Origin of the sequence: Proteiniborus sp., from assembly GCF_040308045.1 — a bacterium.
Classification (GTDB): Bacteria; Bacillota; Clostridia; order Tissierellales; family Proteiniboraceae; genus Proteiniborus.
On the sequence record NZ_JAWRHZ010000043.1, the window covers coordinates 12,824 to 24,930 of the forward strand.

The 12,107-nt window shown below is 33.6% G+C and carries 14 protein-coding genes; all 14 read right to left on the reverse strand.

Annotation, left to right across the window (positions count from 1 at the left end):
* Positions 1 to 61 precede the first annotated feature (61 nt).
* Positions 62 to 532 (reverse strand): HAD family hydrolase, encoded by a 471-nt coding sequence (locus ABV008_RS09150; RefSeq protein WP_352419518.1) that lies wholly within the window; start codon positions 530 to 532, stop codon positions 62 to 64.
* Positions 526 to 642: a putative holin-like toxin gene (locus tag ABV008_RS09155; protein ID WP_352419519.1), complete on the reverse strand. Its 117-nt coding sequence runs from the start codon at positions 640 to 642 to the stop codon at positions 526 to 528. The genes ABV008_RS09150 and ABV008_RS09155 overlap by 7 nt, the downstream gene beginning before the upstream one ends.
* A 35-nt stretch (positions 643 to 677) precedes the next feature.
* Complete coding sequence (gene pstB, locus ABV008_RS09160) at positions 678 to 1,421, reverse strand: phosphate ABC transporter ATP-binding protein PstB (protein WP_352419520.1); 744 nt, start codon at positions 1,419 to 1,421, stop codon at positions 678 to 680.
* A complete protein-coding gene (locus tag ABV008_RS09165) occupies positions 1,422 to 2,258 on the reverse strand; it encodes a PstA family ABC transporter permease (protein ID WP_352419521.1) in 837 nt (278 codons plus the stop codon).
* Between the two features lie 19 nt (positions 2,259 to 2,277).
* Complete coding sequence (gene pstC, locus ABV008_RS09170; RefSeq protein ID WP_352419522.1) at positions 2,278 to 3,141, reverse strand: phosphate ABC transporter permease subunit PstC; 864 nt, start codon at positions 3,139 to 3,141, stop codon at positions 2,278 to 2,280.
* A 168-nt stretch (positions 3,142 to 3,309) separates the two neighbouring features.
* Complete coding sequence (locus ABV008_RS09175) at positions 3,310 to 4,275, reverse strand: phosphate ABC transporter substrate-binding protein (protein WP_352419523.1); 966 nt, start codon at positions 4,273 to 4,275, stop codon at positions 3,310 to 3,312.
* 150 nt (positions 4,276 to 4,425) lie between these two features.
* Complete coding sequence (locus ABV008_RS09180) at positions 4,426 to 5,697, reverse strand: CapA family protein (RefSeq protein WP_352419524.1); 1,272 nt, start codon at positions 5,695 to 5,697, stop codon at positions 4,426 to 4,428.
* 132 nt (positions 5,698 to 5,829) lie between these two features.
* On the reverse strand, positions 5,830 to 6,435 hold the full coding sequence (locus tag ABV008_RS09185) for a thymidine kinase (protein ID WP_352419525.1): 606 nt from the start codon (positions 6,433 to 6,435) through the stop codon (positions 5,830 to 5,832).
* 123 nt (positions 6,436 to 6,558) lie between these two features.
* Complete coding sequence (gene rpmE, locus ABV008_RS09190) at positions 6,559 to 6,759, reverse strand: 50S ribosomal protein L31 (protein WP_352419526.1); 201 nt, start codon at positions 6,757 to 6,759, stop codon at positions 6,559 to 6,561.
* A 163-nt stretch (positions 6,760 to 6,922) separates the two neighbouring features.
* Entirely contained in the window at positions 6,923 to 8,275 is a 1,353-nt protein-coding gene (rho, locus tag ABV008_RS09195; protein ID WP_502929766.1) for a transcription termination factor Rho, read from the reverse strand.
* 323 nt (positions 8,276 to 8,598) lie between these two features.
* Positions 8,599 to 9,570, reverse strand: coding sequence for a class II fructose-bisphosphatase (gene glpX / locus ABV008_RS09200; protein WP_352419528.1), 972 nt, complete (start codon positions 9,568 to 9,570; stop codon positions 8,599 to 8,601).
* Between the two features lie 139 nt (positions 9,571 to 9,709).
* Positions 9,710 to 10,354: a fructose-6-phosphate aldolase gene (fsa, locus tag ABV008_RS09205; protein WP_352419529.1), complete on the reverse strand. Its 645-nt coding sequence runs from the start codon at positions 10,352 to 10,354 to the stop codon at positions 9,710 to 9,712.
* An 11-nt stretch (positions 10,355 to 10,365) separates the two neighbouring features.
* A complete protein-coding gene (locus tag ABV008_RS09210; protein ID WP_352419530.1) occupies positions 10,366 to 11,217 on the reverse strand; it encodes a class II fructose-1,6-bisphosphate aldolase in 852 nt (283 codons plus the stop codon).
* A gap of 76 nt (positions 11,218 to 11,293) precedes the next feature.
* Positions 11,294 to 11,953, reverse strand: a complete 660-nt coding sequence (locus tag ABV008_RS09215) for a hypothetical protein (RefSeq protein ID WP_352419531.1) — start codon at positions 11,951 to 11,953, stop codon at positions 11,294 to 11,296.
* Between the last annotated feature and the right edge of the window lie 154 nt (positions 11,954 to 12,107).

Genomic DNA, 12,107 nt, shown 5'->3' on the forward strand with positions numbered 1-12,107 from the left:
ATTTTGTTAGTAGTGAATTTAAAAATATTTTTAAAAAAGACGTAGATATACTCTATATCGCTCAATTTCTCAATGTAGCCTTCATTCTATTTTCACTTAATATAATATCAATAGCATCTTTTATGGATTTAGTTACTATATCTGAATGGGCCAAGAGTTTTCCGCTGCAGCCCTCGTTTTCTATAACAGCTATTGATATTTTGCATATTTTAAACATCTCTATATCGTTAAAGCCATTTCCTACACAAATAGTCTTTTCTGCACCTAGCTTTTCTACTATTTCTTTTTTTGAAATGCTTGCCATTTCTTTTGGAAAGGTAGCCACATTAACTCCAAGCATCATACACTCTTTTTCTACTGTCCCGTAGGTATCAGCAGTGAGGATGTATATATTGGCATATTCTTTTAGCTTCAAAATAAGCTCTTTAGCATCATCTATAAGTTTTCCATCTACTGCTATGGTTCCATTATAATCGAATACTACATTTTCTATTTCTATCTTTCCTATGCCTGGTATGTTATAATTTAACATAAAAAATCTCCTATCATAAGATTTGAGTACAATATTAGTAACATTCCAAATGCAATCATTAATGATATTGCTTGGTATGTACTCATATTACCTTGTCCATAGTTTACCATATTGATAGTTGTATCTTCAAGAGTTTTGTTTTGTATTATCCATATATTCCTTCAATATATTCTCTTGTTTTCTTATCTCTTGGAGCATTAAATATTGTTTCTGTTTCATCGTATTCTACAAGTTCCCCATCTAATATAAATGCTGTGTAATCTGATATTCTTTTAGCCTGTTGCAGATTATGAGTAACTATGATTATAGTATAGTTTTCTGAAAGTTTTAGGAGCATTTCTTCTATATTAGCAGTGTTCTTTACATCTAGAGCTGAGCATGGCTCGTCTAGCATCAATACCTCAGGCTCTACTGTAAGTGCTCTTGCTATGCAAAGTCTTTGCTGCTGTCCACCTGATAATCTCAACGCAGACATGTTCAAATCCTTCTTAACTTCTTCAAATAGTCCAGAAACTTTTAATTTGTTTTCAACTATTTCATCTAGCTTTTTTCTATTCTGTATTCCATAGTACATAGGAGCATAGGTAAGGTTTTTGTATATCGACATAGGAAAAGGAGCAGGTTTTTGAAACACTATTCCTATCCTTTTTCTCATATCATCCTTTGAATAAGATAAAATATTCTTACCATCAAATTTTATTTCACCCTGAGTACTTCCGCCGTTTTCTTCTAACATTCTATTTAAGGCAGCTAAAAGAGTTGACTTTCCACAACCTGATGGTCCTATTATTGCAGTTATTTTATTCTTTTTTATTTTCATATTTATATTATTTAATATTTTTTTATTCCCATAATATGCATCTAGGGATTTCAATTCTATAATATCCATTTATTTAAGCTCCTTTCGTTTAAATGTGAGAGCCATTGACAATATATTTATAATAAAAAGAAGCATTATCAGCACTAATGCTGTTGCATATGATTTCTCTAATGATATTCCCTCTCCTGTAAGAATGTATAGGTGAAATGGCAGTGCCATTACTGGAGAAGATAACGAGCTTGGAATAGGAGCAAATATTACTGCTGCTGTAAGTATTATAGGTGCAGCTGCTCCCATAGCGAAGCCTCCTGCCAATGTTATAGCAGAAACTATGTCCGTCTTACATATAGGTAAAATTAACTTGAAGAGAGTATATGACTTTGATACTCCAAGGGCATAGGATGAATTTATTAATGATGAACTAACCTCTCTTAATGTTTTCTCAACTCTTACCTCAATAAATGGGAATATCATAATCCCTAAAGTTATTCCACCTGATAATAAAGATCTGCCCAGTTTCAGATTAGCCACTAGAAGTGTATATCCGAAAAGTCCTAAAACTATTGAAGGAACCCCTGCCATACATTGTACTATGACATGTACTATGCCTTCTATTTTTTTAGATTCGCAATAAAATGTTACATAAACTGCTGTCGAAACAGCTAATATTGTTGCAAATATACATGCAATGAGCATTAAAAGCAAGCTACCTACAATAGCTGGAAATACGCCTCCTTCAGCTCCTATAGGAAAACCTTTAGGATTTCCAAATATGAATTCAAGGCTTATGGAGTTTATACCATTTTTAATTATATAAATAAATATAAATGCTGTTGAAGAAAGTACTATTATTGCACTTAAAATAATCCACAGTTTAAATAAAACTGCCTTAATCTTTTCCTTCATAATATTTCACCCTCAAGAATTACAAGTTTATATTCTTTTTTACATAATAGAGTACTGTGTTAATAACTAAAAGCATAGCCATCAATACAAATCCTGCTGCAAAAAGTGCATGATAATGCAAGCTGCCTACTTCTGCCATTCCCATTTCAAGAGCAATAAGCGAAGGTATGGTCTGTGCTTTTCCTAATAACTTTGGTGTCATAGGAGCATTTCCTACAACCATCATCACTGCCATAGTTTCTCCCATGGCTCTGCCTAGTGCTAGTACCGTAGAAGCTATTATGCCTTTTTTACTTTCAGGCAGAACAACTTTTCTTATAAAATAGTTTTTAGAAACACCTAAGGCTTGAGAAGAAGGCAAGTGATTTTCATATATTTTTTCCATAGTTTCATCACATGTAGATATTATATAGGGAAGTACCATTAATGAGAGAAGTATTCCTCCAGCTAAAACAGATTCTCCAGTTGGAAAGTCAAATTTGACCTCAAAGAACTTTACTAACACTAAAAGCCCTATGAAACCATATACTACGGAAGGTATTCCTCCTAAAATATCTATTATTCCTCTTATTATAACTCTTCTTCTTCCACTAACATATCCAGACAACAGTAATGCACTACCTACTCCTATTGGTAATGCTATGACAATAGCTACAAAAGATACATACAATGTGCCTAGTATTAGGTTTAGTATGGATAGCTTATCTGGAGATGATAAGGGGTTCCATGTCCTACCTGTTATAAATTTAAATACGGACACTTCCCTGAAAAAAACAAAACTTTCTTTAAATATAAATATTATTACAAACCCTAGTAATAATAAGGAAAATAGGGTTAGTAGTTTTATTATGATACTAAATGCCTTATCTAAAAATTTATACATGTTAGCACCTCACAAAGAAACTCTTCATTACGAGATTCTTCGCTTCGCTCAGAATGACGCACAAGTGTGTTCAAAATGACACAGACTTTTCATCCTGAGCCTATTGCGAAGGATCTCATAATAACAAAAAAATTCAGAGGCAGTTAGCCCCTGAATTTTTCTAGTAATTTATCTTACAGGCACAAATCCCATTTTTTCAACAATTGCTAGGCCTTCCTCAGATGTAACTGCATCCATAAAAGCTTTTTGCTCGGGAGTTAATTCTCCTCTTTTAACTACTATTAATGGTCTAGATATTTTATATGAACCGTTTACTATGTTTTCTTCTGTAGCTTCAATTCCATCTACTTTTAAAGGTATAAGCTTTCCTGCGTTTTGATTAACCATTCCAAAGGATGCATACCCTATGGCATCTTTATTTTCAATTACTTTTGTTACTAGAGCTCCCATTGAAGGTGATTGTATAGCATCTTCTCTGATTTGAGCATCTTTCATTACGCTTTTTTGGAATACTTCGTGAGCTCCACCGCTTAAGTCTCTAATAACTACTACTATTTCTCTATGTGGAAGACTACTTTCAACTTCGTCCCAATATTTATATTCGCCTGAGAATATCTTTCTAACTTCTTCTGTAGTTAAATCATCTTTTATTTGCAAAATAGGGTTTTCTGGGTTTACAGATACTGTTAAGGCATCTATTCCTAGTTTAAATACTTTTGCATCTCCGATTTTTTCTAATTCTTCGTCTTTTATTTCTCTAGCCAGCATACCAAAATCAGCAGTATTATCTAAAACAGCCTTAACACCTGCACCTGAGCCTCCAGCAGATACATAAATAGCTATATTTTCTTCTGGGAAGCTTGCATCTACTTTGTTCCAAGTAGTATATCCTTCAATAAAATCAGTTGCTATTGATGACATTACTGGTGCTAATGTAGATGAACCATTGAAAGTCATTTGAGCTTTAAATGTGCTTTCTTCCTTAGTTCCTTCATTAGCAGCTGTTTGATTTTCTTCTGCTTGGTTATTTTCGGCATCAGTTGATGCTGGAGTTTCACTTGAACATCCTGTTAAGGTTAGTGCAAAAATTAATAATAGACTTAATAGAATACTTATAGGTTTTTTTGCTTTCATTGATATTCCTCCTAGTGTAGCTTAATTTTTTACCCACTAGAATTGTATTACTTATGTTAAATTTTTACCAATAATTCTTTTCTATAGCTTGTCTAATATGTATAGATAAATTCTATAATTGCAAAATTAAACGCCCTACTACACCGAATATCATCTCATCACTTTTACCATCACAACTACCAGTAAAACTATAAATAATGCTCCACTAATAATAAACACCTCTAGCCCATATTCAGTTAGGAAATCCATGATTAAATCTAAAGTAAATTTTCCATTGTTATTCTTTGTATCATCATTAAATGCCTCTGTATCATCAAGCAAGTCTCCAATCTGGTTTTCATTTTCATCATTTTCTCCAATTTTATGCTCATTGTGAAACACATATTCGATATTCCCTGTTATATTTCCATCATCTAAAACTTTAGTACCCCAATCTGCTGATAATTCATTAATTAGCTCTATTATTTTTTCTCTATCTTCACCCTCGGCTATAGTTGGCTGACCTGCTTTTATCCTTCCGGGGATTATGCTAGTATTTATTATTCCATTCTTATTTATTTCCATATTAAATATCATAGTCTGAGAATTTCTTTCGTCTTTAGTACCAAATACAAAATTGCCTAAGCTATAAACTATGGGCCTATCTTTGTAAAATTCAATTCCTTGAAGCACATGAGGATGATGCCCCATTATACAATCAGCACCATTGTCAATTAGCTCTTTAGCTATAGCTACATCGTTGTCCCTAGGATAGTCTGCTCGCTCAATTCCCCAATGTAATGTTACTATGAGAAAGTCTACCTTTTCCTTTGCCTGTTTTACAGCTTGCATCATATTTTTTGCATTGCCATCATAACCATTTGTTGTTCCTGCTCTATTTTCTGTCGCATACCAATCTACATGAGGTGTTACTCTAGAAAAGCCTAAAAATCCGACTTTGATTCCATTTATCTCCCATATAGCAGGTTCAAAAGCTTCTTTAATATTCCTGCCGCCTCCAGTGTATTTAATGCTATACTTGTCTAAATTATCTAAAGTCTCTACAAAGCATTCTCTTCCAAAGTCAAGAGTATGATTGTTCCCTAGTGTAACTCCTTTAACTCCTGCATTTACAAGACCTTCTAATGTTTCAGGCTTAGCTCTAAATGTAAATTCCTTCTCTTGGGCTTCACCAACAGTGCCTACTGGACATTCTAGATTAATCAAGGATAAGTCAGAGTCTAAAAGTACCTCCTTTAAGTTCTCCCAAGGATAGTCAGCACCATGTGTCTCCATGTATTTTCCTATCCAAGAGCCTAATAGTACATCTCCTGCTAATGATATAGTTACACTATCTTTTTCAGCATATAAAAAGGTAGGAAGAGCTAAAAACATTATTAGAACTATTAATATTATTGATATGCGTTTTTTGTTTAAAATCATTCTCTACTTCTCCTTTAAAGGGTTTATTTCTATTATTACCCTAATTTCTGAAAAAGTTTAAGGTTAAATAAAAAAAACTATCTACAATGCTAGATAAAAAAAGGCTGGTGTGTCTGCCAGCCTATAAACTCTTTATGCAAAAGGAACCGTCCCCTGTGCTTTTTTTTCTCTTAAATAACATTCTCCACAAAGTGATTCGTATTCAATGCTGTTTTCACGGTCTATAGCTACTTGGTCGCCTTCAAATACGAACTTTCCATTAATTTTTCTTGCATTGCATACTGCTTTTTTGCCACATGAGCAAATAGTTTTTAGCTCTTCTATACTATGAGCTATTAGTAATAGTCTTTCACTACCTTCAAAGCCCCTCATCTGAAAATCGGTTCTCAGTCCATAGCAAATAACTGGAATATTCATCTTTACTGCTATTTCAAAAAATTCATCAATTTGATGCTTCGTCAAAAATTGTGCTTCATCTACTAAGATGCAATCTATATTCCACTTTTCTTCATTCCATTTCTGAATCTCATCATAGACGTTCTTATCTTTTTCTAATAGCATATCGACCTCTCGTGTTATACCTAGTCTAGATACTGTCTTATTTCCACCCTTTGTGTCTATAAAAGGTTTAATTATGATGACTTTCATTCCTCTTTCTTCATAGTTATATGCTACCTGCATTAAGTTAGTTGATTTACCGCAATTCATAGCTCCATATCTAAAATATAGCTTCGCCAACTCAACACCCCCAGAATATCAATAAGCCAAAACGTGATTCTTCACTAGCGCTCAAAAGGACAATAAAACAATAAAGGTTAGAAGCCAATGGCAACTAACCTATCAGACAGACTTAAGTAGTTATTATTCAATACCATATTTCTTCTTAAATTTATCAACACGTCCACCTTTATCAACAAATTTTTGACGTCCTGTAAAGAAAGGATGGCATTCTGAACAAATTTCAACTCTTAATTCTTCTTTTACTGAACCTGTTTCAAAAGTATTTCCGCATGCACAGTGTACAGTAGCCTTTTTGTAATTTGGATGTATACCTTCTTTCATTGATTTCACCTCTTTTCAAACTCTTGTTTACTGTATATTTAAAAGTAATCAGTTTTCAACTAGTATAGTATAGCATAAATCAAATACTATTTCAACATATTTTAACGATAGTGTAGCGATAGTTTAACGATTGTTTAACTACTGTTCCCCTAATGTTCTACTCCTACATTCTATTTCTAATACTACTTATAAACTCTTCATTAGTCTTTGTCAACATTAATTGGTTTATTAAAGATTCTGTAACTTCTGATACTGGAGCATTGCTCAATGCTTTCCTAATACCCCATATTGTTTCAAGCTCTTTTTGGTTCATAAGTAAATCTTCTCTTCTAGTACCAGACTTGTTTATATCTATAGCTGGGAATATTCTCTTTTCTGAAAGCTTTCTATCTAGATGGATTTCCATGTTTCCTGTTCCTTTAAATTCTTCAAATATTACATCGTCCATTCTACTGCCTGTCTCCACTAGGGCTGTAGCAAGTATTGTAAGACTTCCACCTTCTTCTATATTTCTTGCTGCACCAAAAAATCTCTTAGGCTTATGTAATGCCCCAGGATCTATTCCTCCTGACAATGTTCTACCTGTTGGCGGGATTGTAAGGTTATATGCTCTAGCAAGTCTTGTAATACTGTCTAAAAGTATGACTACATCTTTACCATGCTCTACTAGTCTTTTTGCTCTTTCAAGGACTATTTCAGCTACTTTTACATGATTTCCAGGCAATTCATCAAAAGTAGAATATACAACATCACCTTTAACAGATCTTTTCATATCAGTAACTTCTTCTGGTCTTTCATCTATTAATAATATTATGATTTCCATTTCAGGATGATTTTGTGCAATACCATTTGCTATTTTTTTTAGAAATGTAGTTTTACCTGCCTTAGGTGGTGCTACTATCATTCCTCTTTGTCCTTTTCCTATGGGTGCTATTAGGTCTAATAATCTTGTGGATAATTCGCTGTGATTTGTCTCTAATGTGATTCTCTTGTTAGGGAAAATAGGAGTCAATGTTTCAAAATCTGGCCTTCTATTAGCAGTTTCAGGGTTTTCATCATTTACTGCCTTTACATATAATAATGCTCTGTATCTTTCTCCTGATTTTGGCGGCCTAGTTATACCAAAAATTTTATCTCCAGTGCCTAAATTAAATCTTCTTATCTGAGAAGGCGATACGTATATATCTTCATCTCCAGATAAATAATTATCAGAACGTAAAAAACCGTAACCATCTGCATGAAGCTCTAATATGCCTGAAGCTTCAGATGAATCTGAATTTTGAGTATTCAAATGTATTTTTTCGTGCGGTCTTTTTGCTATGGTTTCAGTTAATGTAAAACCATTATTTTCCTCATTCTTGGGTTTCTCTTCATGAGACTGTTCTTGTGTAGAATTCTGTAGAATAATATCTATCAGTTCATCTTTTTTGTACTTTGTAATGCTTTTTATACCCAGATTTTTAGCTATCTGGCGAAGTTCATCCAACTTCTTTTTTTGTAAATCGTCTGGATTCAAATTTACACCTCCGAAAATAGTTAAATATATATCAATTTCCACAATATCGTAATATATGGGAAAAAAATAGACGTTGAGTAAGTGCCCTTGAGTATCCTATAAAATTCAGATAAGTAGATAGCCAGAATATACGATTCTGTACTAGTCACTTATGCAGTAGCTAATCATAAGAAAAGTAAAGGAGAAGGGTTTTAATTAAATTAATAGTACCATTTTTTTGGTTTTTAGTCAACAAGTTCACAAGATTCTAGTATTAATTTCCTGCAATCTTCTACAGTTAAGTATATCATAACAAAATGCCCTATATAGGGCATTTTATCTTTTTATTTTGCGTATTCAGGTTTTTTGTCTAATTTATGAATAGTCTCAATAAATCTAATAGTTCCTGTTTCTGATCTTGCCACCATTGAATGGGTTTTAGCCACATTATTTTGATGATAAACTACTCCTCTTAATAGCTCACCATCTGATATACCTGTAGCTGCAAAAAATACTTCGTTTCCTTTTGCTAAGTCATCCATAGTGAGTACTTTATTTACATCTCCTATACCCATGCTTATACATCTCTGCTTCTCTTCATCATTCATCGGATAAAGCTTTCCTTGGAACTCTCCACCCATGCATTTAAGTGCTGCAGCAGCAATTACACCTTCTGGCGCTCCACCAATTCCTAGAAGTATGTCAACTCCTGCATGCTCAAAACAAGTAGCCATAGCAGCTGCCACGTCTCCATCTGTAAAAAGCTTTATTCTAGCTCCTGCTTTTCTTACTTTATCTATAAGTTCAGTATGTCTTGGTCTATCTAATATAGTAACAGTTAAATCAGATATATCTTTATTTAGAGCTCTTGCTACTGCATTTAAATTTTCTTCCACAGGTGCATCTATATGAATTTTTCCTGCTGCCTTTGGTCCAACTGCTATTTTATCCATATACATATCTGGTGCATGAAGTAGGCAACCTCTAGGTGCCATAGCCACTACTGCAATGGCATTTGGCAAGCCTTTAGCTACTGCTGTAGTTCCATCTACTGGGTCTACTGCAATATCTACCTTTAAGCTTGTGTTAATACATCTACCTATTTGCTCACCTATGTAAAGCATAGGAGCTTCGTCCATTTCTCCCTCGCCAATGACTACAATACCATCGATATTGAGAGTATCAAACATCTTTCTCATACCGTCTACTGCAGCTTGGTCTGCCGCATTCTTATCTCCTCTTCCTAAGTATCTTGCGCTGGATAATGCAGCTGCTTCTGTAACCCTTACTAAGTTTAAGGCTAGATTTCTATCCATTAATTAACCCTCCTAAGTTTAGTGTTCCTTAATATTTATATAAATAGTATATTCCATTTAATGTTTATTTGTCAAAAGTATATCACATAAACAGAAAAAAGCCAAAGGATATATACCCCCTTTGGCTAAATATACTATTTTATTTTGGTACACCTTCCCAATCTTTTAAGAATCTTTCTATTCCTATATCGGTTAAAGGATGGCCTACCATAGCCTGGAATACTTTGTATGGCACTGTAGCAATGTGAGCTCCAGCCTTTGCTGACTGAATCACATGCATAGGATGTCTTATACTTGCGGATATTATTTCTGTAGTTATTCCATGTAAGTCAAAAATATCTACTATATCTTCTATTATATCCATGCCTTCATTGCTTATATCGTCCATTCTGCCTACAAAAGGACTTACATACGCAGCACCTGCTCTTGCTGCAAGAAGTGCTTGACTTGCAGAGAAGACAAGAGTTACATTAGTTTTGATTCCTTTTTTACTAAGTATACTAACAGCCTTTAAGCCTTCCTTTGTCATTGGAATCTTGATGACTATATTTTTATGAATCTTTACTAGCTCTAAAGCTTCCTTCACCATTCCTTCTGCTTCTAGGCTAATGACTTCTGCACTAATGGGTCCATCTACTATGTTAGTTATTTCATGAATAACTTCTTTAAAATCTCTACCTTCTTTAGCAATAAGAGATGGGTTTGTAGTAACTCCGCATATTACTCCCCAATCGTTTATTTCTCTTATTTCATCTATATTGGCTGTATCGATAAAAAGCTTCATTAAATCACTCCTTATGCTCTTCCTGCAGAGCCAAACATAATCATTTTTTCTGCTATTATCTTTTGCATAGCTTTTCTTGCTGGATCTAATAGCTTTCTAGGGTCGTATTCATTAGGGTTGTTTTTAACCACTTCTTTTACAGCATTTGAAAAAGCTATTCTAATATCTGTATCTATATTTATCTTATTTACTCCAAGGCTTACTGCTTTTTTAATACTTTCCTCAGGAACTCCTGATGAGCCGTGAAGTACTATAGGTATATTTAATCTTTCTTTTATAGCTTTTAGTCTATCAAAGTCTAGCTTTGGTTCTCCCTTATATTGGCCATGAGCTGTTCCTATAGCTATTGCTAGTGAATCAACTCCTGTTTCCTTAACAAATTTATCAGCTTCATCTACATCTGTAAATGTAGCTTCTCTTGCTGATACGGTAATGTCATCTTCTGTACCGCCTATTTTCCCAAGCTCTGCTTCAACAGATACTCCCACAGCGTGTGCTAGCTCAATTATTTTTTTGGTTATGGCAATATTCTCATCAAGCTGATGCTTTGAGCCATCTATCATAACTGAAGTAAAACCATGTCTAATACATTGCATTATTTGAACAAAGTCTGTCCCATGATCTAGATGGATAACTACTGGAACCTTTGTATTATTTGCAGCTATTTGAGCCATTTTAGCTATGTATTCAACTCCTGCGTATTTTAATCCACCTTGGCTAGCTTGAAGAATAACCGGTGAATTTGTTTCCTCTGCTGCTGCAACTATAGCCTGCACTATCTCCATATTATTTACATTAAAAGCACCTACAGCATATCCATTTTTATGAGCATGCTGAAGAACTTCCTTTCCTGATACTAGCATGTAAAAAAACCTCCTTTAAATTATATGACTATACTAATTAATTTGATGATAAACTAAACTCAGGATGACAATACCCTTACTTCTTATTCGCATCATTATTTTGATTTATAGCATCTATGCATTCAAAGCTGTTTTCACGTAGGACTATCTTTTCCTTGGATATAAAATTATTATAGTCATCATTATTTTCTGCATATATTAGTTTTATACCCTCGCAATTCATACATTTTAACTCTATTCGGTCTGGAAATATGTTCATCTCTATGTTATTGTCTCCACAAGTACAGCTAAGGAGTCCCTTGTTATCTAATTCTCTTATCCTTTCAAGAGACTTCATCATTATTTCATGATTATTGAAATAATCTAAAAACTCTAGCTCCTTGTAGATTCCATCTGCACTTCTTTCACATTTTTCTAGTATTTCATCTACTTCTCCCTGACTTACCATAAAGCATATTTCTATACCAGATTCTATACATCTAGTAATTATGTTTCCTCTCAAAATCTGTTTTAATGTATATTTAAATGTATGTTTGTCTTGACATACATAACAATCTATATCCATCCATAAAGACTTATGGTCCTTAGTCTTTATTATAGCATTATGTTGGCCACAGGTACATACTAGCTCTGTTTTCTCATTTGAAAAAAGCTCAAATATGGAAATATCATGAACTTTAAGACTTCCACATGCGCTACATCTTACAGCAATTGCTATATTTGTATTTACAAGCATGACCTTTCAACCTCCTTACTATATTTTAATTCTCTATTTGAATAATAATTCCTTCTTTATTAAAATATTATTCGAATAAAAAAAAGTAGCCAATACAGGTATTCTTACCTATTAGCTACTTTATGAATAATTCTTAATATTTATGAATATTTCG

Bases quoted from the DNA above. Each gene is read 5' to 3' on its own strand.
- rpmE (WP_352419526.1), bottom strand. From the start codon at position 6,759: ATGAAAGAAGGTATACATCCAAATTACAAAAAGGCTACTGTACACTGT.
- ABV008_RS09175 (WP_352419523.1), bottom strand. From the start codon at position 4,275: ATGAAAGCAAAAAAACCTATAAGTATTCTATTAAGTCTATTATTAATT.
- pstC (WP_352419522.1), bottom strand. From the start codon at position 3,141: ATGTATAAATTTTTAGATAAGGCATTTAGTATCATAATAAAACTACTA.
- pstB (WP_352419520.1), bottom strand. From the start codon at position 1,421: ATGGATATTATAGAATTGAAATCCCTAGATGCATATTATGGGAATAAA.
- glpX (WP_352419528.1), bottom strand. From the start codon at position 9,570: ATGGATAGAAATCTAGCCTTAAACTTAGTAAGGGTTACAGAAGCAGCT.
- ABV008_RS09150 (WP_352419518.1), bottom strand. From the start codon at position 532: ATGTTAAATTATAACATACCAGGCATAGGAAAGATAGAAATAGAAAAT.
- ABV008_RS09215 (WP_352419531.1), bottom strand. From the start codon at position 11,953: ATGCTTGTAAATACAAATATAGCAATTGCTGTAAGATGTAGCGCATGT.
- ABV008_RS09155 (WP_352419519.1), bottom strand. From the start codon at position 642: ATGGTAAACTATGGACAAGGTAATATGAGTACATACCAAGCAATATCA.
- ABV008_RS09180 (WP_352419524.1), bottom strand. From the start codon at position 5,697: ATGATTTTAAACAAAAAACGCATATCAATAATATTAATAGTTCTAATA.
- fsa (WP_352419529.1), bottom strand. From the start codon at position 10,354: ATGAAGCTTTTTATCGATACAGCCAATATAGATGAAATAAGAGAAATA.
- ABV008_RS09165 (WP_352419521.1), bottom strand. From the start codon at position 2,258: ATGAAGGAAAAGATTAAGGCAGTTTTATTTAAACTGTGGATTATTTTA.
- ABV008_RS09210 (WP_352419530.1), bottom strand. From the start codon at position 11,217: ATGCTAGTATCAGGAAAGGAAGTTCTTCAGCATGCTCATAAAAATGGA.